Annotated in this window: 16 protein-coding genes and 1 riboswitch; of the genes, 12 read left to right on the top strand and 4 right to left on the bottom strand. The window is 73.1% G+C overall.

Annotated features, from left to right (window positions below):
• Nucleotides 1-31: 31 nt before the first annotated feature.
• The 5 genes from IE219_RS24860 to IE219_RS24840 all read left to right on the top strand — a co-directional run bounded on the left by IE219_RS24860 (nt 32) and on the right by IE219_RS24840 (nt 6569).
• Complete coding sequence (locus IE219_RS24860) at nt 32-796, top strand: NUDIX hydrolase (protein WP_189981300.1); 765 nt, start codon at nt 32-34, stop codon at nt 794-796.
• Nucleotides 797-919: 123 nt separating this feature from the next.
• Entirely contained in the window at nt 920-2626 is a 1707-nt protein-coding gene (locus tag IE219_RS24855) for an ATP-binding cassette domain-containing protein (RefSeq protein ID WP_189981298.1), read from the top strand.
• 160 nt (nt 2627-2786) lie between these two features.
• On the top strand, nt 2787-3677 hold the full coding sequence (locus tag IE219_RS24850) for a FadR/GntR family transcriptional regulator (RefSeq protein ID WP_189981290.1): 891 nt from the start codon (nt 2787-2789) through the stop codon (nt 3675-3677).
• Between the two features lie 381 nt (nt 3678-4058).
• The gene (locus tag IE219_RS24845; RefSeq protein ID WP_189981288.1) at nt 4059-5606 is read left to right on the top strand and encodes an RNA polymerase sigma factor; all 1548 of its coding nucleotides are present in this window, start codon (nt 4059-4061) and stop codon (nt 5604-5606) included.
• Between the two features lie 141 nt (nt 5607-5747).
• Entirely contained in the window at nt 5748-6569 is an 822-nt protein-coding gene (locus IE219_RS24840) for a serine protease (protein WP_189981286.1), read from the top strand.
• A 138-nt stretch (nt 6570-6707) separates the two neighbouring features.
• Here the strand turns inward: IE219_RS24840 and IE219_RS24835 are convergent, their stop codons facing one another.
• Nucleotides 6708-6938, bottom strand: a complete 231-nt coding sequence (locus IE219_RS24835) for a DUF7455 domain-containing protein (protein ID WP_150236062.1) — start codon at nt 6936-6938, stop codon at nt 6708-6710.
• A 434-nt stretch (nt 6939-7372) separates the two neighbouring features.
• Here IE219_RS24835 and IE219_RS24830 point away from each other — a divergent pair, with 434 nt between their 5' ends.
• The 3 genes from IE219_RS24830 to IE219_RS24820 all read left to right on the top strand — a co-directional run bounded on the left by IE219_RS24830 (nt 7373) and on the right by IE219_RS24820 (nt 11757).
• Nucleotides 7373-9490: a DNA gyrase/topoisomerase IV subunit B gene (locus IE219_RS24830; protein ID WP_189981284.1), complete on the top strand. Its 2118-nt coding sequence runs from the start codon at nt 7373-7375 to the stop codon at nt 9488-9490.
• A gap of 294 nt (nt 9491-9784) precedes the next feature.
• The gene (locus IE219_RS24825; protein ID WP_229849994.1) at nt 9785-10168 is read left to right on the top strand and encodes a DUF485 domain-containing protein; all 384 of its coding nucleotides are present in this window, start codon (nt 9785-9787) and stop codon (nt 10166-10168) included.
• The gene (locus IE219_RS24820; RefSeq protein WP_189981282.1) at nt 10165-11757 is read left to right on the top strand and encodes a monocarboxylic acid transporter; all 1593 of its coding nucleotides are present in this window, start codon (nt 10165-10167) and stop codon (nt 11755-11757) included. Before IE219_RS24825 ends, IE219_RS24820 begins: the two co-directional genes overlap by 4 nt.
• Before the next feature lie 15 nt (nt 11758-11772).
• On the opposite strand, the gene IE219_RS24815 is transcribed toward IE219_RS24820, so the two are convergent.
• Both IE219_RS24815 and IE219_RS24810 read right to left on the bottom strand, forming a co-directional pair.
• Nucleotides 11773-12453 carry a DUF7342 family protein gene (locus IE219_RS24815; RefSeq protein ID WP_189981280.1) on the bottom strand — a complete coding sequence of 227 codons (681 nt, stop codon included), beginning with the start codon at nt 12451-12453 and terminating at the stop codon, nt 11773-11775.
• Complete coding sequence (locus IE219_RS24810) at nt 12450-14147, bottom strand: sensor histidine kinase (RefSeq protein WP_189981278.1); 1698 nt, start codon at nt 14145-14147, stop codon at nt 12450-12452. Before IE219_RS24810 ends, IE219_RS24815 begins: the two co-directional genes overlap by 4 nt.
• Nucleotides 14148-14542: 395 nt before the next feature.
• Between IE219_RS24810 and IE219_RS24805 the strand changes: the two genes are divergently transcribed.
• Nucleotides 14543-15619, top strand: coding sequence for a CobW family GTP-binding protein (locus IE219_RS24805; RefSeq protein WP_189981276.1), 1077 nt, complete (start codon nt 14543-14545; stop codon nt 15617-15619).
• Between the two features lie 93 nt (nt 15620-15712).
• Here the strand turns inward: IE219_RS24805 and IE219_RS24800 are convergent, their stop codons facing one another.
• Nucleotides 15713-18172 (bottom strand): DNA gyrase/topoisomerase IV subunit A, encoded by a 2460-nt coding sequence (locus IE219_RS24800; RefSeq protein WP_189981274.1) that lies wholly within the window; start codon nt 18170-18172, stop codon nt 15713-15715.
• Between the two features lie 182 nt (nt 18173-18354).
• On the opposite strand from IE219_RS24800, the gene IE219_RS24795 reads away from it, so the two are divergent.
• From IE219_RS24795 to IE219_RS24785, 3 genes are all read left to right on the top strand, one after another.
• Entirely contained in the window at nt 18355-19722 is a 1368-nt protein-coding gene (locus IE219_RS24795; RefSeq protein ID WP_189981272.1) for a M16 family metallopeptidase, read from the top strand.
• A gap of 26 nt (nt 19723-19748) precedes the next feature.
• Nucleotides 19749-21113 carry a M16 family metallopeptidase gene (locus tag IE219_RS24790; protein ID WP_189981466.1) on the top strand — a complete coding sequence of 455 codons (1365 nt, stop codon included), beginning with the start codon at nt 19749-19751 and terminating at the stop codon, nt 21111-21113.
• Nucleotides 21114-21322: 209 nt separating this feature from the next.
• A riboswitch (cyclic di-AMP (ydaO/yuaA leader) is annotated at nt 21323-21482 on the top strand.
• 8 nt (nt 21483-21490) lie between these two features.
• Nucleotides 21491-22261, top strand: a complete 771-nt coding sequence (locus IE219_RS24785) for a M23 family metallopeptidase (RefSeq protein ID WP_189981269.1) — start codon at nt 21491-21493, stop codon at nt 22259-22261.
• Nucleotides 22262-22353: the final 92 nt, after the last annotated feature.

The following is a 22353-nucleotide window of genomic DNA, read 5'->3' as shown; positions in this document are numbered from 1 at the left end:
TTATCGTCAGGAAGACGACTATGATCGCGGCATGCCTCCCTACGACCCGTCGGCCTTCCCGCCCTTCGCCGTCACCGTCGACCTGGTCGTGCTCACGGTGCGCAGCCACGCCCTGTGCACCCTGGTCGTCCGCAGAGGGGAGGCGCCCTTCCGGGAGTGCTGGGCGCTGCCCGGCGGCTTCGTCCGCGCGGAGGAGGACCTCGGCGCCGCCGCCGCACGCGAACTGGCCGAGGAGACGGGGCTGCGCGCCCACGATCCGTCCGCCCCGCCGCCGGTCCCGGACAACGGCGCGCACCTCGAACAGCTCGCCACCTACGGGGCGCCCGACCGCGACCCTCGGATGCGGGTGGTGAGCGTCGCGCACCTCGCGCTCGCCCCCGACCTGCCCGCACCGCGCCCCGGCGGCGACGCCGACAGCGCGCGCTGGGCCCCCGTCGAGGAACTGCTCGGCCAGGCGCGGGCCGCCGGGGCCGACTCCCCGCACGCGCTCGCCTTCGACCACGCCCGGATCCTCTCCGACGGAGTGGAGCGGGCCCGCTCCAAGATCGAGTACTCCTCGCTCGCCACCGCCTTCTGCCCGCCCGAGTTCACCGTCGGCGAGCTGCGCCGGGTCTACGAGGCGGTCTGGGGCGTCTCCCTCGACCCGCGCAACTTCCACCGCAAGGTCACCGGCACACCCGGGTTCCTCGTTCCGACCGGCGGGACCACCACCCGTCAGGGAGGGCGTCCCGCCCAGCTGTTCAGGGCCGGTGGCGCCACCCTCCTCAACCCCCCGATGCTGCGCCCCGAGGTCTGACGGGCCGTCGCTCCCGCCGCCCCGGGACGGCACCCCTACGGTAAAAGTCCGAAATCTGGCGTTATCTTGCTGCGACAGCGCCGCCCTGCCGCGGAGCGGTGACCTCTACCGCGAGAGACAGCGATGCTCCAGGCCATCGGACTGACCAGCACACCCCGCCGCGATCGCCCGCCCGCCGTGGACGATCTGACCTTCGAGGCGCCGCCGGGGGCCGTGACCGCCCTCGTCGGGCCGGAGGGCTCCGGCAAGACGACCGCCCTGCGCCTCATGCTCGAACTGGAACCGGGGCGTGGACTCACCTACTTCCGGGGCCGCCCGCTGCGCCGGATCGCCCAGCCCGCGCACGAGATCGGCGTCGTGCTCGGCGACGTGCCCGGACATCCCTCCCGCACCGTGCGCGGACAGCTCCGGATGCTCGCCGCGGGCGCGGGAGTCCCCGCCTCCCGGGCCGACGAGGTGATCCGCGCTGTCGGGCTGGGTGGACTGGAGGGGCGCAGGACCGGAACCCTGCCGCGCGGGGCCGAGCGCCGACTCGCCCTGGCCGCCGCACTGTTGGGGGAGCCGCACGCCCTGCTCCTGGACGGCCCGGGAGCCGGGCTCGCCCCGGCGGAGCGGGTCCGGCTGCACGCGCTGCTGCGCGCGCACGCGGACGCCGGCGGCACCGTCCTCTACACCACGAGGGACCCCCAGGACGCGGCCCGCAACGCCGACCGGGTCGTCGCCCTCGACGGCGGCCGACTGGTGGGCGAGCAGCCGGTCGCCGACTTCGCCCGCACCCGGCTGCGGCCGAGGGTCGCCGTCCGCACCCCGCACGCCGCCCGGCTCGCCGCCGCCGTCGCCCAGGAGGCCCGCGCCGCCCGCCGCCCGGTCGAGGTCGTCACCGAGGACGGCGTCCTCCTCGTGTACGGCGGCGACTGCGCCCAGGTCGGGGACACCGCCTTCCGGCTCGGCGTGCCGGTCCACCGCCTCGTGGAGGAGACCGGCGCCCCGGCGGCGGAGGCGGGCGGTGCGCCCGGTCCCGTACCGCCGACGGGGGAGCGGAGGGGCGCGCGCCGGCCGGTCCGGTCGCCGCTGCGGCCGCTGCGCTACGAGCTGCGCCGGGTCCTCGGGGTGCCCTCCACCGCCCTGGTGGCCGCCGCCGCCCTGGCCGTCTCGGCCGTGCTCGCCGTGCTCCTCGGGCGGGGCGGCACCGCCCTGCCCGTCGCGCTGGCCGCCTGGCCCGACCTCCTGCCGCTGCCGCCCGCCGCGCTCGGTGCCGGTCTGCTCGGCGCCCTCTCCTTCGGTGAGGAGTACCGCTATCCCGCGCTCGCCGCCGGGCGCGGGGCCGTCCCGCGCCGCCTCGCGCTGCTGCTCGCCAAGCTCGCCGTGGCCGCGGTCCTGGCCCTGCTGCTCGCCGTGCTGGCGGCCGGGGCCGATCTGGCGGCCCTCCGCCTCTTCTACGGGCCCGAGTTGACCCCCGTACCGGACAACTGGATTCCGATGGCGGTGAGTTGGCTGGGCCTCACGGTCGGATGCGCATGGGCCGGGGTGCTGGGGGCCGGGGTGTTCCGGGCGGCGGCGGCCGGGGTGGCCGCGGTGCTTTTCGTCCCGGTGGCCTTCGTGCCGCTGCTGCGGCAGGTGACGAGCGGTCCGGCGGTCCGCTCGGCCGCCGGACTCCCGGCCCGGCTGCGCGAGTTGGCGGGACCCCGCTGGTCGCCGTCCCTGGACCGGTGGTTCACCGGAGTGCTGGAGGCGGCCGCGCGGCCCGCCGGGGTGGCCCTCGCGCTGATGCTGACGGTCCTGCTCTGTGCCTATGTGCTCACCGGCCTCCGCCGAAAGGCCCGTTGGTGATCGTTTCCGGACCGGTCTCTTCCGGCTGGAGCGCAACTCCCTTGAGGAATGCACCTTATGCCCCAATAATCGTCAATTGTGTAGGGGGTGCCGATCACCCTTTCGTGTGCTTTTCACCAAAGACCTCAAGAGCCACGGAAGCCACGCCGACAAAGGATGCGTGAGTACCCTTGCGCACACGATGATGACCGCCGCCCGCACCGTCGACTCCGGCCTCGGCGCCCCGGGCGATCTCGACCGCTACCCGTACGGAGAGGCTCCCGCCGCCGACCGCGTGGGTCCGCCCGCCTGGGAGGGAGTGGACACCGACCTCGGCCGCGTCGGCCGCCGTACCGCGGGCAGCCGGGGCCGCGGCCTCCACGGCCAGCTCGTCCAGCAGCTCGGCCAGATGATCGTCTCCGGCGACCTGGGCGCGGACCGCCCCCTCGTCCCGGAGGAGATCGGCCAGCGCTTCGAGGTCTCCCGCACTGTCGTGCGCGAGTCCCTCCGCGTCCTGGAGGCCAAGGGGCTCGTCAGCGCCCGGCCCAACGTCGGCACCCGGGTCCGCCCGGTCAGCGACTGGAACCTGCTCGACCCCGACATCATCGAGTGGCGCGCCTTCGGGCCCCAGCGCGACGACCAGCGCCGCGAGCTGAACGAGCTGCGCTGGACCATCGAGCCGCTGGCCGCCCGCCTCGCCGCCGGACACGGCCGCGAGGACGTCCAGCAGCGCCTCGCCGACATGGTCGAGATCATGGGGCACGCGTACGCGCAGGGCGACGGCATCACCTTCTCCCGGGCCGACACCGAGTTCCACTCCCTGCTCATCCAGCTCGCCGGGAACCGCATGCTGGAGCACCTCTCCGGCATCGTCGGCGCCGCCCTCCAGGTCTCCGGGGGCCCCGTCACCAGCTGCGACCGCCCCAGCGAGAGCTGCCTGGCGCACCACGCCCGCATCGTCGACGCGCTCGCCGCGGGCGACGCCCACGGGGCCGAGACGGCCATGCGGCAGCTGCTCACGGTCCACCCCGAGGTGGAGCCCCGCGTCGTTCCCGCCCCCCGCGAGCACTGACCCGCGGGCCGTGGCCGGAAGCGCGCGGGCGCGTACGCAGGGAGAGCCGCCGGATCCGAGCGCGGTCCGGGGAGCCCGGAAGGGTTCCCCGGACCGCGCCAGGGTGTCGGCGGCGTGAAATGTACGCTGATCTACCTCCTTAGCCGGTTCGCCGCAGATGCGGTGTGACTCGGGACACGAAGATTGGGCGTAACACTCCTCCGAGCCGTGCGATGACTTAAGAGGTGACAGCCGAGGAAGGAATACAGCAGCCGGTGCAGGCGCTGTGCAGTTCCCCGGTCCAGCCCGCGCCGTCGGCACATTCCCCGTCGACGGTCGTCGGCTCCGGCCCGATCCCGGGCGGGGCCGGAAGCCGTTTTCCATCGTTCCGAGAGGTTGTTCGTGTCGGCCAGCACATCCCGTACGCTCCCGCCGGAGATCGCCGAGTCCGAGTCTGTGATGGCGCTCATCGAGCGGGGAAAGGCTGATGGGCAGATCGCCGGCGATGACGTGCGTCGGGCCTTCGAGGCTGACCAGATTCCGCCAACCCAGTGGAAGAATGTTCTGCGCAGCCTCAATCAGATCCTCGAGGAAGAGGGTGTGACGCTGATGGTCAGTGCAGCGGAGTCGCCGAAGCGCGCCCGCAAGACCGCCGCAGCGAAGAGCCCCGCCAAGCGCGCCGCCGCCAAGACCGTCACCGCCAGGGCGACGACGGTGACGAGGACCACCGTCACGACCGGATCCGCGTCCTCCGCCGAGAGCGCCGACCCGGCCGACGAGGCCGCGGCGCCCGCCAAGAAGGCGGCCGCGAAGAAGACCGCCGTCAAGAAGACGGCGGCCAAGAAGACCGTCGCCAAGAAGACGGCGGCCAAGAAGACCGCGTCCAAGAAGTCCGACGACGAGGTCATCGAGGGCGAGGAGCTCCTCGAGGACGTCGCGCCGGGCAAGGACGAGGAGGAGACCGAGGGCGAGACCAAGGGCTTCGTCCTGTCCGACGAGGACGAGGACGACGCTCCCGCCCAGCAGGTCGCCGTCGCCGGTGCCACCGCGGACCCGGTCAAGGACTACCTGAAGCAGATCGGCAAGGTCCCCCTCCTCAACGCCGAGCAGGAGGTCGAGCTCGCCAAGCGCATCGAGGCCGGTCTCTTCGCCGAGGACAAGCTCGCCAACTCGGACAAGATCGCCCCCAAGCTCAAGCGCGAGCTGGAGATCATCGCCGAGGACGGCCGCCGCGCCAAGAACCACCTTCTGGAGGCCAACCTCCGCCTGGTGGTCTCGCTGGCCAAGCGCTACACCGGCCGCGGCATGCTGTTCCTGGACCTGATCCAGGAGGGCAACCTGGGTCTGATCCGCGCGGTCGAGAAGTTCGACTACACCAAGGGCTACAAGTTCTCCACGTACGCCACCTGGTGGATCCGTCAGGCGATCACCCGCGCCATGGCCGACCAGGCCCGCACCATCCGCATCCCGGTGCACATGGTCGAGGTCATCAACAAGCTCGCGCGCGTCCAGCGCCAGATGCTCCAGGACCTGGGCCGCGAGCCCACCCCGGAGGAGCTGGCCAAGGAGCTCGACATGACCCCGGAGAAGGTCATCGAGGTCCAGAAGTACGGCCGCGAGCCGATCTCGCTGCACACCCCGCTGGGCGAGGACGGCGACAGCGAGTTCGGTGACCTGATCGAGGACTCCGAGGCGGTCGTCCCGGCCGACGCGGTCAGCTTCACCCTCCTCCAGGAGCAGCTGCACTCCGTCCTCGACACGCTCTCCGAGCGTGAGGCCGGCGTCGTCTCCATGCGCTTCGGCCTGACCGACGGTCAGCCGAAGACGCTCGACGAGATCGGCAAGGTCTACGGCGTGACCCGCGAGCGGATCCGCCAGATCGAGTCGAAGACCATGTCGAAGCTGCGCCACCCGTCGCGCTCGCAGGTCCTGCGCGACTACCTCGACTGAGCCGTCCGAGGCATCAGGCAGCGGCCGAAGGGTCCGGTTCCCCCGCGCGGGGGCCGGGCCCTTCGGCCTTTCTCGGGTGCAAGGGGGCCCGCCGTGGCGGACGCTGGGTGAGCGGATGTCGGCGGAGAGTCAGGAGGCTTCATGCATGGTCCTTTCGCCCGCGTGCTGACGGGGGCCCTGGGGCTCATCACGGCGATGGCCGGACCGGTGGCCGTCGCGGCCCCGGCGGCCGCGGACAGCGTCGTGGTGGGCGGCAGCCCGGCCGAGATCGCGGACGCGCCCTGGGTGGTCGCGCTGTCCAGCCGTGACCGGTTCGGGCGTACGCGCGCCGGGCAGTTCTGCGGCGGGGTCGTCGTGGCCCCCACCAAGGTCCTCACCGCGGCCCACTGCGTGGGGCGCGAGGCGCTCGGCGGCGAGCCCTCGGAACTGCGGGACTTCGTGGCGATCACCGGCCGGACGGCGCTGCGCGGCCAGGGCGGCCGGGAGGTGCGGATCGCCGACACCTGGGTGAACCCCGCCTACGACCCGACGGTCAACTCCGGCGACCTGGCCGTGCTGACCCTCGCCGAGGCGCTGCCCCGGTCCTCGGTCCTCGCGGTCGCGCGGCCCGGCGACCCGGCGGAGAGCCCGGGGACGGCGGCCGAGGTCTACGGCTGGGGCGACACCAGCGGCACCGGCCGCTACGCCTCGTCGCTGCGCTCGGCGCACGTCCAGGTGCTGCCGGACGCCTCCTGCGAGCGGGCGTACCCGGGCGGTCTCGGAGGGGCCTCGTACCGCCGGGAGAGCATGCTGTGCGCCGGGGACCCCCGGGGCGGCCGGGACGCCTGCCAGGGCGACAGCGGCGGCCCGCTGGTGGCCCGGGGCGTGCTCGTGGGGCTGGTGTCCTGGGGCAGCGGCTGCGGGCAGGCGGAGAACCCCGGGGTCTACACGCGGGTCTCCACGGTGCTCCCCAGCCGCTTCTGAGAGGCCCGCGCCGACTCCCCGGAAGCGGTCTCCCGGAGGCCGTGGGGGCACGAGAACGGGCGGCCACCCCCGCTGGAGGGGGTGGCCGCCCGTCGTCCGGTCAGTAACCGGCCCTGAGCTCGTCGTGGCCGCGCGACGTCAGTGCTCGTCGCCCACCGTGCGGGCCGGCGCGTCGGTGAGCCGGTCCGTCTCATCCTGTATCTCAACGGCGATCTTCTTGAGTTCCGGCTCGAACTTGCGTCCGTGATGGGCGCAGAAGAGCAAGTCACCTCCGCTGGCCAGGACGACACGCAGGTAAGCCTGGGCGCCGCAGCGGTCGCAGCGGTCAGCGGCCGTCAGGGGGCTCGCGGGGGTCAGAACAGTAGTCACGTCGCCTCTTCTCTAGCTCGACGAGCTGTCGTACCAGGGTCAACATCCAACCAGGCCGAAAACGTTCCCGCTCGTGGCTTTTCCTTGAAATTTTTTCCAAGGTGGCTGTTTGCTGCCGGTTGGCGGCGAATGAGCCGTATTGCGTCGCTCTACGGATTTCGCATTGCTGTGTGTGCCGGTCGTCCTCCCGGCGGGGTTGCCGGTTGTTCATGAGGACGTGCCCGGAGCCTAGATGGTTCATGCCTGGAAGGGAACGTGATGTTCGCGTCACCCCTTCGGGGGATCGAACATCTATGCGAGTCTGGACTAGCATGAGGAAACCGGGAGGGTGGCGTTTCAAGGGTTCCACCAGGCATCGGTACCCTCTGAGCGGTGGTCGCCGCAGGGGCCACCCCATCGGGCAAGATCTCAAAATTCAGCGAGGAGCGAACCGCGTGACCGCCGAAACGTCCGTGCCGTCCAGTGCGCTGCTGACCGCAGACCGTGACGGTTCCAACTACACCGCGCGGCACCTGCTCGTCCTCGAAGGGCTCGAAGCGGTACGCAAGCGTCCCGGCATGTACATCGGGTCCACCGACAGCCGTGGTCTGATGCACTGCCTCTGGGAGATCATCGACAACTCGGTCGACGAAGCCCTCGGCGGCTACTGCGACCACATCGACGTGATCCTCCACGACGACGGCTCGGTCGAGGTCCGGGACAACGGCCGCGGCATCCCGGTCGACGTCGAGCCCAAGACCGGCCTGTCCGGCGTCGAGGTCGTCATGACCAAGCTGCACGCCGGCGGCAAGTTCGGCGGCGGCTCCTACGCCGCCTCCGGCGGTCTGCACGGCGTCGGCGCCTCCGTGGTCAACGCGCTCTCCGCCCGCCTCGACGTCGAGGTCGACCGGAACAGCGCCACCCACGCGATCAGCTTCCGGCGCGGCGTCCCCGGCGTCTTCACCGAGCAGGGCCCCGACAGCCCCTTCGACCCGGGCAACGGCCTGACCAAGGGCAAGCGCGTCCCCAAGACCCGCACCGGCACCCGGGTCCGCTACTGGGCCGACCGGCAGATCTTCCTCAAGGACGCCAAGCTCTCCCTGGAGACGCTGCACCAGCGCGCCCGCCAGACCGCCTTCCTCGTGCCCGGCCTCACCATCGTCGTCCGCGACGAGCGGGACCTGGACGGCATCGGCAAGAGCGAGGAGGTCTTCCGCTTCGACGGCGGCATCAGCGAGTTCTGCGAGTACCTCGCGCAGGACAAGGCCGTCTGCGACGTGCTGCGCCTCACCGGCCAGGGCACCTTCAAGGAGACCGTCCCGGTCCTGGACGACCGCGGCCACATGACCCCCACCGAGGTCACCCGCGAGCTCGGCGTGGACGTCGCCCTGCGCTGGGGCACCGGGTACGACACCACGGTCCGGTCCTTCGTGAACATCATCGCCACCCCCAAGGGCGGCACCCACGTCTCCGGCTTCGAGCAGGCCGTCACCAAGACCGTGAACGAGGTGCTCCGCTCGGCCAAGCTGCTGCGCGTCGCCGAGGACGACGTCGTCAAGGACGACGCCCTGGAGGGCATGACCGCCGTCGTCACCGTCCGCCTCGCCGAGCCGCAGTTCGAGGGCCAGACCAAGGAGGTCCTCGGCACCTCGGCCGCCCGCCGGATCGTGGCGAACGTGGTGGCCCGGGAGCTGAAGGCGTTCCTGACCTCCACCAAGCGGGACGCGAAGGCGCAGGCCCGGGCCGTCCTGGACAAGGCCGTCGCCGCCGCCCGCACCCGGATCGCGGCCCGCCAGCACAAGGAGGCGCAGCGCCGGAAGACGGCCCTGGAGACCTCCTCGCTGCCGGCCAAGCTGGCCGACTGCCGCAGCGACGACGTCGAGCGCAGCGAGCTCTTCATCGTCGAGGGGGACTCCGCGCTCGGCACCGCCAAGCTCGCCCGGAACAGCGAGTTCCAGGCGCTCCTGCCGATCCGCGGCAAGATCCTCAACGTCCAGAAGTCGTCCGTCTCGGACATGCTCAAGAACGCCGAGTGCGGCGCGATCATCCAGGTCATAGGAGCGGGCTCCGGCCGCACCTTCGACATCGACGCCGCCCGCTACGGCAAGGTCATCATGATGACCGACGCCGACGTCGACGGCTCGCACATCCGGACGCTGCTGCTGACCCTCTTCCAGCGGTACATGCGCCCGATGGTCGAGGCCGGCCGGGTCTTCGCCGCCGTGCCGCCGCTGCACCGGATCGAGCTGGTCCAGCCGAAGCGCGGCCAGGACAAGTACGTGTACACGTACTCCGACAACGAGCTGCGCCAGACACTCCTGGAGTTCCAGCGCAAGAACGTCCGCTACAAGGACGCCATCCAGCGCTACAAGGGCCTCGGCGAGATGGACGCCGACCAGCTGGCGGAGACCACCATGGACCCCCGCCACCGCACCCTGCGCCGCATCAACATCGGCGACCTGGAGGCGGCCGAGCAGGTCTTCGACCTCCTCATGGGGAACGACGTCGCGCCCCGCAAGGAGTTCATCACCAGCTCGGCGGCGACCCTCGACCGCTCGCGCATCGACGCCTGACCTCCGCACCGTCCGTCCGGCCCGGCTCCGCCCCGCGCGGGTGCCGGGCCGGTGCCGTTCCCGGGCGCCCGGAGGCGTACGACCGCTGTCGTCCATAGGCATATCGGCATGGTTTCGTCAGGGGCCACGGAGGAAGAATCACTTGATGGGATGAAGAGGAGGGGGAGAAGAGTCCAGGAAGCGCCTGCTCTGTCCATCCTTGTGCACGCGGCCGAAACGGTTCGCTGACAAGGAGAGTTGAGACCGGTGGAGCAGCTGGACGAGCAGGAGCGTGCGGGAGCACGTGGGCACGGCGTGGCCGAGGGGGTGCCGCGGCAGTGGCCCGGCGGGCCCGGAGCCCGCGTACCCGGGGCGGCCGAGATCTACCTGGAGGTCCAGCGCAGCCCCGCCTTCCAGGAGGTCCGCCGCCGCTACCGCCGGTTCGCCTTCCCCGCGACCTTCGCCTTCCTCCTCTGGTACCTCGCCTACGTCGTCGCCGCGACCGCCGCCCCCGGCCTGATGGCCCGCCCGGTGGCCGGCGCGGTCAACGTGGCGATGATCGCCGGCCTCGGCCAGTTCCTCACCACCTTCCTGCTCACCTGGGCCTACGCGCGCCACGCGCGGCTGCGCCGGGACCGGGCCGCGCTGGAACTGCGCTGGGACACGCAGGAGATGACGAGGGGAGCGGGCCAGTGGTGACCGGCGACCACCAGACCCTGGCGCTGCTGCTGTTCAGCGCCTTCGTGGCCGTGACCCTGGGCATCACCACCTGGGTCAGCCGCAATCGGCATGGCTCGGAGGAGGAGTTCTACGCCGGCGGCCGGCTGTTCTCGCCGATGGAGAACGGCTTCGCCATCGCCGGCGACTACATGTCCGCCGCCTCCTTCCTCGGCATCTCGGGCCTCATCGCGCTCTACGGCTACGACGGCATGCTCTACTCGGTCGGCTTCCTGGTCGCCTGGCTGGTCGTGCTGCTCCTGGTCGCCGAACTCGTCCGCAACTGCGGCCGGTTCACCCTCGCCGACGTCGTCGCCGCGCGCATGGCGGAGCGGCCCGTGCGGATCGCCGTCGGCTCCTCCTCGGTCGCCGTCTCGGTGCTCTACCTGGTGGCCCAGATGGTCGGCGCCGGCAGCCTGGTCGCCCTGCTCCTGGGCGGCACCGGCGAGGCCGCCCGCACCTGGACCGTCATCGGCGTCGGCGCGCTCATGGTCATCTACGTGTCGCTCGGCGGCATGCGGGCCACCACCTGGATCCAGATCGTCAAGGCGGTGCTGCTGATGGCCGGCACCGTCGCCCTCACCGTCCTCGTCCTGATCCGCTTCCACGGCGACGTGAACAGCCTGCTCACCACCGCCGCCGAGCGCAGCGGCCACGGCGGCGCCTTCCTCGGCCCCGGCCTGAAGTACGGCGGCGACTGGACCTCCCGCTTCGACTTCATCAGCCTCGGCCTGGCCCTCGTCCTCGGCACCGCGGGACTGCCCCACATCCTGTCCCGCTTCTACACCGTGCCCACCGCGAAGGCCGCCCGCCGCTCCGTCGTCTGGTCCATCGGCCTCATCGGCGGCTTCTACCTGATGACGATCGTCCTCGGCTTCGGCGCCGCCGCCGTCATCGGCTCCGCCGAGGTCCGCGCCTCCAACGCCTCCGGGAACACCGCCATCCCGCTGCTCGCCCTCGACCTCGGCGGCGGCGCCGACTCCACCGGCGGCACGGTGCTCTTCGCGGTCGTCGCCGCCGTCGCCTTCGCCACCATCCTCGCCGTCGTCGCCGGGATCACCCTGGCCTCCTCGGCCTCCGTCGCCCACGACCTCTACGCCTCGATCCGCCGACGCGGCGGGAGGCGGCACAGCGAGGTCGCGGTGGCCCGGATCGCCGCCGCCGTCATCGGGGCCGCCGCCATCGGGCTCGGCCTGCTCGCCCGCGACCTCAATGTGGCCTTCCTCGTCGGCCTCGCCTTCGCGGTCGCCGCCTCCGCCAACCTGCCGGTCCTGCTGTACTCGCTCTTCTGGCGCCGCTTCACCACCCGGGGCGCCGTCTGGTCGGTCTACGGCGGCCTCGTCCCCGCCGTCCTGCTGGTGCTCTTCTCACCGGTCGTCTCCGGCGCCCCCGACGCGCTCTTCCCCGGCGCCGACTTCCACCTCTTCCCGCTCCAGAATCCGGGCCTGGTCTCCATCCCGCTCGGCTTCCTCGCCGGCTGGATCGGTACGGTCACCTCGCCCGAGCCGCCCGACGAGGCCCGGCACGCGGAGACCGAGGTACGGGCGCTCACCGGGGCCGGAGCGGTCTGACCCGGCCGCCGGGGGCTACGGCGAGGCGAGCCAGGCGTACCGGTGCTCGGGGCGGCCGGTCTCGCCGTACCGCAGGGAGAGCCGGACCCGCCCGGTCCGTTCGAGCAGCTTGAGGTAGCGCTGGGCGGTCTGGCGGCTCACGCCGGCCCGCTCGGCGATCTCCTGCGCCGAGAGCGGTCCGGTGGCGGCCAGCAGCACCTGGCGGACCAGCCCGGCCGTGGTCGGCGAGTGGCCCTTGGGCAGGTCGGGGGCGACCGTGCCCGACGCCAGGGTGCCGAAGATCCGGTCCACCTCCGCCTGCTCCGCCTCGCCGCCGCGCTCCAGGGCGCGGCGCAGCAGCGCGTACGCCTCCAGCTTGGCGCGCAGCCCGGCGAAGTCGAAGGGCTTCACCAGGTACTGGAGCGCCCCGTGCCGCATCGCGGCCCGTACCGTCGCCACGTCCCGGGCGGCCGTCACCATGATCACGTCGCACTGGTGGCCGCGGTCCCGCAGCGCGCGGATCGCGGCGAGCCCGTTCTCGTCGGGCAGGTAGTGGTCCAGGAGGACCAGGTCCACCGGGTGGCCGTCGAGGGCGGCGAGCGCCTCGGCGGTCGAGTGGGCGGTGGCCGCCACCCGGAAACCGGGCAGCTTGGCGACGTAGGCGGCGTTCACCCGGGCCACCCGCACGTCGTCGTCGACCACGAGCACATCGATCATCGGGACTCCTCCACGGCGGGGCCGGGCACACGGGGGGCGGCGGACGCCGGGGGGTCCGCCGGGGGCGGGTCGGCCAGGGCCTCCGGGAGGACGGTCGTGAACTCGGCGCCGCCCTCCGGCCCCGCCGCCACCCGGACGGAGCCGCCGCGCCGCTCGGCGAGCCGCCGCACCAGCGCCAGGCCGATGCCGCGCCGGCCGTGCGCGGGCGGCTCCTTCGTGGTCCAGCCCTCGGTGAAGATCAGCTCCCGTCGCTCCTCGGGGACCCCGGGACCGCTGTCGGAGACCCGCAGCACCACCGTCCGCCCCTCGGCCCGCAGCGCGACCTCGATCCGTGCCCCGGGGGTGCCGGCGGCGGCGTCCGCGGCGTTGTCCACGAGGTTCCCGACGACCGTGACCAGCTCGCGCGGGTCCACCAGCCGGTCCGGCAGCAGCGAGTCCGGGGCGATCCGCAGGGCGACGCCCCGCTCGGCCGCCACCGTCGCCTTGCCGACCAGCAGCGCCGCCACCAGCGGGTCGTGGACCTTCTCCGTCACCTGCTCGGCGGTGGCCCGGTGGACCCCCACGACCTCGGTGACGAACTCGACCGCCTCCTCGTACATCTCCAGCTCCAGCAGGCCCAGCAGGGTGTGCAGCCGGTTGGCGTGCTCGTGGTCCTGCGCCCGCAGGGCGTCGATCAGACCGCGCGTCGAGTCCAGCTCCCGGCCCAGCCGCTCCAGCTCGGTGCGGTCGCGCAGGGTCGCCACCGCGCCCCCGTCGTCGGTCGGCATCCGGTTGGCGATCAGCACCCGGTGCCCCTGGACCGTCACCAGGTCGGCGCCGGCCGCCCGGCCGGTCAGCACGTCCGCGGTCCGGCCGGGGCCGAGCAGCTCGTCCAGCGGCCGCCCGGCCGCCTCGGGGCCGAGCCCGAGCAGCCGCTGCGCCTCGTCGTTCAGGAGCCGTACGGAGCCCTTCCGGTCCAGCGCCACCACGCCCTCGCGGATGCCGTGCAGCATCGCCTCGCGCTCCGCGAGCAGCGCGGAGATGTCGGAGAAGGCCAGGTCACGGGTCTGGCGCTGGATCCGCCGGGAGATCAGATAGGCGGCCAGCGCGCCCGCCGCCAGCGCCCCGCCCGCGTACGCCAGCAGGCCGGGGATCGCGGCGAGCAGCCGGTCGCGGACGCTGTCGTACTCGATGCCGACCGAGACCGCGCCGACGATCCGGCCGTCCGCGTCCCGCAGCGGCGCCTTGCCGCGCGCCGAACGGCCCAGGGTGCCGCTGTCGATCTCCATGACCTCCCGCCCGGCCAGTGCCTCGCTGGGGTCGGTGGAGACGGTCCGGCCGATCTGCGCGGGGTCGGTGTGCGACCAGCGCACCCCGCGCGTGTCCATGACGACGACGTACTCGGCGCCGGTCGCCGTCCGGATCCGCTCCGCCTCCCGCTGGACCGGCCCGGTCGCCGACGGCGGCCCGCCGAGCAGGTCCCCGGCGGTGCGCGGGGAGGCCATGGTCTCCGCGATGGCCAGCGCCCGGCGCATGGCCTGGTCGTCGAGCTGGGCGCTCAGCGGGGCCAGGAACAGGCCGGTGGCCAGCACGGTCACGCCGGTCGCGACGGCCAGCTGCATCAGCAGGACCTGGGAGAAGACCCGCCGCGGCCAGCCGAACCGCCGCCGCGGGCGCACGGGCGGCCGCGCGGAGGGGGACGGTGCGGCGCTCATGACGGAAACGGTACGGGGACGGAGCCCGGGACCGGAAACGCGGCGGGGCCCACCTCCGCCGCGGCACGCGCGCGTGGTGCCGCTTTTCCCGGCGGGGCGGGCCGGGACGGATCGGGCAGGGACCGGAGCGGGCCGAGGCGGGCGGGGCGGGGCCGGGCGCCGGGTCGGCCAGGACCGGGGGCGTACAGGGGGTGGGCCCGTGCGGTCAGGGGCGTCCGCGCGCACGCGCGGGGTCGGACCCGGCCGCCCCGCCGAATTTCCAAGCGCGGGGCGTCCGCGCGCACGCGCGCGTGGTGGCCGGGCGGGTGGGGTGTGCTGCCTATCCTGGGGCCTGGTCCCGCCGCGGCGCACCCCCGCGGGGCCGCCGCTCCCATCCCCGTCGAAAGGCGCGCTCCTTGTCCACGCAGCCGATCCCCGTCGTCGTCCTCGCCGGGTTCCTCGGGGCCGGGAAGACCACGCTCCTGAACCACCTGCTGCGCAGCGCCCGGGGGACCCGGATCGGGGTCATGGTGAACGACTTCGGCGACATCGGCATCGACGCGATGACCGTCGCCGGGCAGGTCGGGTCCACCGTCTCGCTCGGCAACGGCTGCCTGTGCTGCGCGGTGGACGCGAGCGAGCTCGACACGTACCTGGAGGTGCTCACCCGTCCCGAGCTGCGCCTGGACGTCATCGTGATCGAGGCCAGCGGCCTCGCTGAACCGCAGGAACTGGTCCGGATGGTGCTGGCCAGCGAGAACCGGCGGGCCGTCTACGGCGGACTGGTCGAGGTCGTCGACGCCGCGGAGTTCGACGCCACCCGGGAGCGGCACCCCGAGACCGACCGGCACCTCGCCCTCGCCGACCTCGTCGTCGTCAACAAGGCCGACCGGGTGGCCGGGGAGGCGCTCCGGGAGGTCCGCGCGACCGTCGCCGCGCTCGCCGGACGGGCCGCCGTCGTCGAGGCGGCGCACGGCCGGATCGACCCCGAACTGCTCTTCGACCGGGTGGTGCCGGAGGGCGAGATCACCGGGCAGATGTCGATCGAGGACATCCTCTACGGGGAGGACGCCGAGGGCCACGCCCATCCGCACGCCGCGTACGACACGGTCTCCCTGGCCACGGCGGTGCCACTGCACCCGCGCCGTCTGATGGCCTTCCTCGATTCGCGCCCCGAGGGGCTGTACCGGATCAAGGGCTTCGTGGACCTCGGCGCCGCCGACCCGGAGAACCGCTACGCGGTCCACGCGGTCGGCCGCTTCCTGCGCTTCTACCCCGAGCCCTGGCCGGCCGGCGGGGAGCGGCTCTCCCAGCTGGTCCTCATCGGCTCCGGCGTCGACGCGGCGGCCCTGCGCAAGGAGCTCGCCGCCTGCGAGCAGGACGGGCCCGGGGACGTGCCGGACGAGCGCGCCCTGTGGGGCGTCCTGCGGTACGTGCCGCGCGGCGAGGAGCCGCCCGAGGCCGAGGACGAGACCGAGGGCGGGGAGGACTGACCGCGCCGGCCGGGCCCGCACGCCCCGCACGGGAAAGCCCCCGTCCCTCCGGGAGCGGGACGGGGGCTTCGTGTCGTACGGGCGGGGGCGGGGCTAGCTCGCCGGGCCCGCCACCACGTCCACCTGCTCCGGCAGCGGGGTGCCCGAGCCGTCGCGGCGCGGGTCCGGCTCCGGCAGCGCGACCGGGGTGCCGTTCTTCTGCGCGGCGCGGGCCGGGAGGGCACCCGCCCAGGCCAGGAGCAGGACGTCCTCGCCCTTCAGGAAGCGCTGGCAGCGGACGCCGCCGGTGGCCCGGCCCTTGCGCGGGTACTGGTCGAACGGGGTGAGCTTCGCTGAGGTGGCGGCGGAGCCGTCCAGGGTGCCGGTCGAGCCCGCGATCGTGAACACGGCCGCGTCCGCCGCCGGATCCACCGCGGCGAAGGAGAGCACCTCGGCGCCGGCCGACAGCTTGATGCCGGCCATGCCGCCCGCCGGACGGCCCTGCGGCCGCACCTGCCCGGCCGGATAGCGCAGCAGCTGGGCGTCGCTGGTGATGAAGACGAGGTCCTCCTCGCCGGTCCGCAGCTCGACCCCGCCGACGATCCGGTCGCCGTCCTTGAGGGTGATGACCTCCAGCTCGTCCTTGTTGGCCGGATAGTCCGGCACGACGCGCTTGACCACCCCCTGGAGGGTGCCCAGCGCCAGGCCGGGGGAGGACTCGTCCAGGGTGGTCAGGCAGACCACCGTCTCGTCGCCCTCCAGGGAGAGGAACTCGCTCAGCGGCGCCCCGCCCGCCAGGTTCGGCAGGGCGGCCGTGTCGGGGAGCTGGGGCAGGTCGATCACCGCGACCCGCAGCAGCCGGCCCGTCGAGGTCACCGCGCCCACGTCGCCGCGCTGGGTGGCCGCGACCGAGGAGACGATCACGTCGTGCCTGGACCGCTTGGCGTCCGGGTCGGCCGGGGGCAGCTCCGCCGAGACGGTGCGGGCCAGCAGGCCGGTGGAGGAGAGCAGCACCCGGCACGGGTCGTCCGCGACCTCCAGCGGGACGGCGGCGACCGGGGCGCCCGCCGACTCCAGGAGGACGGTGCGCCGGTCGGTGGCGAACTTCTTGGCCACCGAGGCCAGCTCGGCCGAGACCAGCTTGCGCAGCTCCGCGTCGGACTCCAGGATGCCGGTCAGCTCGTCGATCTCGCCGGTGAGCCGGTCCCGCTCGGTCTCCAGCTCGATCCGGTCGAACTTGGTGAGCCGGCGCAGCGGGGTGTCCAGGATGTACTGGGTCTGGATCTCGCTCAGCGAGAAGCGCTCCATCAGGCGCTCCTTGGCCTGCGCGGAGTTCTCGCTCTCCCGGATGAGGCGGATGACCTCGTCGATGTCGAGGAGCGCGACGAGCAGGCCCTCGACCAGGTGGAGCCGGTCGCGCTTCTTGCCCCGGCGGAACTCGGAGCGGCGGCGGACCACGGTGAAGCGGTGGTCCAGGTAGACCTCCAGGAGCTCCTTGAGGCCCAGGGTGAGCGGCTGGCCGTCCACCAGGGCCACGTTGTTGATGCCGAAGGACTCCTCCATCGGCGTCAGCTTGTAGAGCTGCTCCAGGACGGCCTCGGGCACGAAGCCGTTCTTGATCTCGATGACCAGGCGGAGGCCGTGGGCGCGGTCGGTGAGGTCCTTGACGTCCGCGATGCCCTGGAGCTTCTTGGAGCCGACCAGGTCCTTGATCTTGGAGATGACCTTCTCGGGGCCGACCGTGAAGGGCAGCTCCGTGACGACGATGCCCTTGCGGCGGGCGGTCACCGTCTCCACCGAGGTGGTGGCGCGGATCTTGAAGGTGCCGCGGCCCGACTCGTACGCGTCCCGGATGCCGTTCAGGCCGACGATCCGGCCGCCGGTGGGCAGGTCGGGGCCCGGGACGAAGCGCATCAGCGCGTCCAGGTCCGCGTTCGGGTACCGGATCAGGTGCCGGGCGGCCGCGACGACCTCGCCGAGGTTGTGCGGCGGCATGTTGGTCGCCATGCCGACCGCGATCCCCGACGCGCCGTTGACCAGCAGGTTCGGGTACGCGGCGGGGAGCGCGACCGGCTCCTGCTCCTGGCCGTCGTAGTTGGGCGCGAAGTCGACCGTGTCCTCGTCGATGGACTCGGTCATCAGCAGCGCGGCCGGGGCCATCTTCGACTCGGTGTACCGCATGGCGGCCGGCGGGTCGTCGTTGCCGAGCGAGCCGAAGTTGCCGTGGCCGTCGACCAGCGGCAGGCGCATGGAGAACGGCTGCGCCATGCGGACCATGGCGTCGTAGATCGACGCGTCGCCGTGCGGGTGCAGCTTGCCCATGACCTCGCCGACGACGCGGGCGCACTTGACGAAGCCCCGGTCGGGGCGCAGGCCCATCTCGTTCATCTGGTAGACGATGCGCCGCTGGACCGGCTTCATGCCGTCGCGGGCGTCGGGCAGCGCGCGCGAGTAGATCACCGAGTAGGCGTACTCGAGGAAGGAGCCCTGCATCTCGTCGACGACGTCGATGTCGAGGATCCTCTCCTCGTACGTGTCGTCCGGCGGCGGTGTCTTCGTGCTGCGGCGGGCCATCGCGGCTGCGGCTCCTTCTCCGACCAAAGCTTCATCTGACGCGGTCCATTGTGGACCGTGCCACCGACAACCCGGACCGCGACCCGGACGAGGGACATCCGGGTCGTCCGGGAACTTCGCCAGGTGTCGGCGCGCTTGCATACAGTGGCAGGACTTTTCAGATCGCGATCGAAGGGACGTACATGCCCATGGGTCACACGGCCACGGCCGAGGCCGGCTCCGGCGGCCTGACAGCGACCGAGCACCGGCTGGCGAACGGCCTGCGGGTGGTCCTCTCCGAGGACCACCTGACCCCGGTCGCCGCGGTCTGCCTCTGGTACGACGTCGGCTCGCGCCACGAGGTCGAGGGGCGCACGGGCCTCGCCCACCTCTTCGAGCACCTCATGTTCCAGGGCTCGAAGCAGGTGCACGGCAACGGCCACTTCGAACTGGTGCAGGGAGCCGGCGGCTCGCTCAACGGCACGACCAGCTTCGAGCGCACCAACTACTTCGAGACCATGCCCACCCACCAGCTGGAGCTGGCGCTCTGGCTGGAGGCCGACCGGATGGGCTCGCTGCTGGCCGCCCTCGACGACGAGTCGATGGAGAACCAGCGGGACGTGGTGAAGAACGAGCGCCGCCAGCGGTACGACAACGTGCCGTACGGCACCGCCTTCGAGCGGCTCACCGCGTTGGCGTACCCCGAGGGCCATCCGTACCACCACACCCCCATCGGCTCGATGGCGGACCTGGACGCGGCCACCCTGGAGGACGCGCGGAACTTCTTCCGCACCTACTACGCGCCCAACAACGCGGTCCTGTCGGTCGTCGGCGACATCGACCCCGAGGAGACCCTCGCCTGGGTCGAGAAGTACTTCGGCTCGATCCCCGCCCACGACGGCAAGCCCGCCCCGCGCGACGGCGCCCTGCCGGACGTCATCGGCGGGGAGCTGCGCGAGGTCCTCGTCGAGGAGGTCCCGGCGCGCGCCCTGATGGCGGCCTACCGGCTCCCGGAGGACGGCACGCGCGCGTGCGACGCGATCGACCTGGCCCTCACCGTGCTCGGCGGCGGCGAGTCCTCCCGCCTGCACAACCGCCTGGTGCGCCGCGACCGCACCGCCGTCACCGCCGGCTTCGGCCTGCTGCGGCTCGCCGGCGCGCCCTCGCTCGGCTGGCTGGACGTGAAGACCTCCGGCGGCGTCGAGGTCCCCGCCATCGAGGCGGCCGTCGACGAGGAGCTGGCCCGCTTCGCCGCCGAGGGCCCGACGGCCGAGGAGATGGAGCGCGCCCAGGCCCAGCTGGAGCGCGAGTGGCTGGACCGGCTCGGCACCGTGGCCGGCCGCGCCGACGAGCTGTGCCGGTACGCCGTCCTCTTCGGCGACCCGCAGCTCGCGCTGACCGCCGTGGACCGCGTCCTCGACGTCACCGCCGAGGAGGTCAGGGAGGCCGCCGCGGCCCGGCTGCGGCCCGACAACCGCGCGGTGCTGGTCTACGAGCCGGCGGCCCCCGCCGGCAGCGAGGACGGCGCCGACGGCGCCGAGGGCGACGACGAGGAAGGAGCGGACCAGTGACGGACACCGCCGAGCCCCTGACCAGCATGGACTTCCACCCGCAGCCGAAGGCGGGCACCGCCAGGCCGTGGGCCTTCCCGGCCCCCGAGCGCGGCACCCTCGGCAACGGGCTGACCGTGCTCCGCTGCCACCGTCCCGGCCAGCAGGTCGTCGCCGTCGAGATCTTCGTCGACGCCCCGCTGGAGGCAGAGCCCGCGGGCCTGGACGGCGTCGCGACCATCATGGCGCGGGCCCTCTCCGAGGGGACCACCGAGCGCGGCGCCGAGGAGTTCGCGGCCGAGCTGGAGCGCTGCGGCGCCACCCTCGACGCGCACGCCGACCACCCCGGCGTCCGGGTCTCCCTGGAGGTCCCGGTCTCCCGGCTCCGCAAGGCGCTCGGCCTCGTCGCCGAGGCCCTGATCTCCCCGGCCTTCGCCGAGGACGAGGTCAAGCGGCTGGTCAGCAACCGCCTGGACGAGATCCCGCACGAGTCGGCCAACCCGGCCCGGCGGGCCGCCAAGCAGCTCTCCAAGGAGCTGTTCGCGGAGGGCACGCGCATGTCCCGGCCGCGCCAGGGCACCGAGGAGACGGTGGAGGCCATCGACGCCGCTGCCGTCCGCGCCTTCTACGACGCGCACGTGCGGCCCGCCGCCGCCACCGCGGTCGTCGTCGGCGACCTCACCGGCGTCGACCTCGACGAGGTCCTCGCCGAGACCCTCGGCGCCTGGACCGGCGCCCCGGCCGCCCCGCGCCCGATGCCGCCGGTCACCGCCGACGACAGCGGCCGGGTCGTCATCGTGGACCGCCCCGGCGCCGTCCAGACGCAGCTGCTCATCGGCCGGGTCGGACCGGACCGGCACGACGCCGTCTGGGCCGCGCAGGCGCTGGGCTCGTACTGCCTCGGCGGCACCCTGACGTCCCGTCTGGACCGCGTCCTGCGCGAGGAGAAGGGGTACACGTACGGCGTGCGCTCCTACGCCCAGGTGCTCCGCTCGGACGGCGCCGGGCACGGCGCGTCGCTGCTGGCCATCAGCGGCTCCGTCGACACCCCGAACACCGGCCCGGCCCTCGACGACCTGTGGAAGGTGCTGCGCACCCTGGCCGCCGAGGGGCTGACCGACGCCGAGCGGGACGTCGCCGTGCAGAACCTGGTGGGCGTGGCCCCGCTGCGGTACGAGACGGCCGCCTCGGTCGCCGGGACCCTCGCCGACCAGGTCGAGCAGCACCTGCCGGACGACTACCAGGCCCGGCTGTACGCGCGGCTCGCCGAGACCGGCACGGTCGAGGCCACGGCCGCCGTCGTCAGCGCCTTCCCGGTGGACCGGCTCGTGACCGTCCTGGTGGGCGACGCGGCGCAGATCGAGGAGCCCGTCCGGGCGCTCGGCATCGGCCCCGTGACCGTGGTGTCCTGACCCCCCGTCGGCCCGGCCGGCACACCGGAGCGAGGTCCCTGATGCCCCGAAGCATCAGGGACCTCCTCTTTGTCCGGTATGAGATTAAGAAGGGGCGTATGCCTTGTGGCGTGTCTAACAAATCCCCGACTCTGTTTGGCGATTGACTCCCGCCCGGCCTAGCGTCGATCCGGCTGTCCGCCCGACGCACGCGCCGCATCAGCGGCATCGGACAGTCATCGCCGAGTCCCCGTCAGGCGCGAGCCTGGGGAGCCGGGGACCCAACAGTCCCTGGGGTGAATCGGACGCCTTCGCCGCGCGGAGGGGCCCGTAGGAGACCTTCCTGCTCCGAACCCGTCAGCTAACCCGGTAGGCGAGAAGGAAGGAAAGGAACAGCCTTGGCGTTCACCCGTGCCACCGGGAAGCACCGTGGTGCGAGCCGGACGGCTCGCCGCAGCATGGGCTTCGCCGGCGCGGCGGCCCTCGCGACCACCGGTGTCGTCGGCACCCTCGCCTCCCCGGCGCTCGCGGCCGACACCGACCAGCGCTCGCCCGAGGACACCGGCCTCACCCGCGTGATCACCGAGGACTCCCTCGCCGACCAGGTCAGCGCCCAGGTCGCCGCGCAGGAGCGGGAGGTCGCCGAGGCCCAGGTGCGCGAGAAGCTGCGCATCGAGGCCAAGCGCAAGGCCGAGGCCCGCGCCAAGGAGATCCGCGAGGCCAAGGAGCGCGCCGCCCGCGAGGCCGAGCGCCGCCGCCTCGCCTCCTTCAACCTCCCGGTCGCCGGCTCGTACGTCTCCACCTCGTACAAGGCCAGCAGCTCCCTCTGGTCCTCCGGCAGCCACTCCGGCGTCGACTTCCACGCCGCCTACGGCAGCACGGTCGTCTCCGTCGGCTCCGGCACCGTCGTCGAGGCCGGCTGGGGCGGCGCGTACGGCAACAACATCGTCATCCGCATGCACGACGGCACCTACACCCAGTACGGGCACCTGGCGTCGATCGGTGTGTACGTCGGCCAGACCGTCGAGCCCGGACAGCGGATCGGCGTCTCCGGCTCGACCGGCAACTCGACCGGCCCGCACCTCCACTTCGAGGCCCGGACCACCGCCGAGTACGGCTCCGACATCAACCCCGTCGCGTACCTGCGCGCCCGCGGCGTCAGCCTCTGACGCGTCCGCCCCGCTCCGAAGCGGCCCCGGCTCCTGCGAGCCGGGGCCTTTTCGTGTCCCCGTGCCCGCCGGAAAAGCGCCGCGGAACGACG

Origin of the sequence: Streptomyces termitum (genome assembly GCF_014650175.1) — a bacterium.
Lineage (GTDB): Bacteria > Actinomycetota > Actinomycetes > Streptomycetales > Streptomycetaceae > Streptomyces > Streptomyces termitum.
This window is presented reverse-complemented; position numbering and strand designations above follow the sequence as displayed.

What these genes read in the sequence shown, in the direction of transcription:
- IE219_RS24860 (WP_189981300.1), top strand. Translation starts at nt 32, where the DNA reads ATGCCTCCCTACGACCCGTCGGCCTTCCCGCCCTTCGCCGTCACCGTC.
- IE219_RS24855 (WP_189981298.1), top strand. Translation starts at nt 920, where the DNA reads ATGCTCCAGGCCATCGGACTGACCAGCACACCCCGCCGCGATCGCCCG.
- IE219_RS24840 (WP_189981286.1), top strand. Translation starts at nt 5,748, where the DNA reads ATGCATGGTCCTTTCGCCCGCGTGCTGACGGGGGCCCTGGGGCTCATC.
- IE219_RS24815 (WP_189981280.1), bottom strand. Translation starts at nt 12,453, where the DNA reads ATGATCGATGTGCTCGTGGTCGACGACGACGTGCGGGTGGCCCGGGTG.
- IE219_RS24810 (WP_189981278.1), bottom strand. Translation starts at nt 14,147, where the DNA reads ATGAGCGCCGCACCGTCCCCCTCCGCGCGGCCGCCCGTGCGCCCGCGG.
- IE219_RS24800 (WP_189981274.1), bottom strand. Translation starts at nt 18,172, where the DNA reads ATGGCCCGCCGCAGCACGAAGACACCGCCGCCGGACGACACGTACGAG.
- IE219_RS24795 (WP_189981272.1), top strand. Translation starts at nt 18,355, where the DNA reads ATGCCCATGGGTCACACGGCCACGGCCGAGGCCGGCTCCGGCGGCCTG.
- IE219_RS24790 (WP_189981466.1), top strand. Translation starts at nt 19,749, where the DNA reads ATGGACTTCCACCCGCAGCCGAAGGCGGGCACCGCCAGGCCGTGGGCC.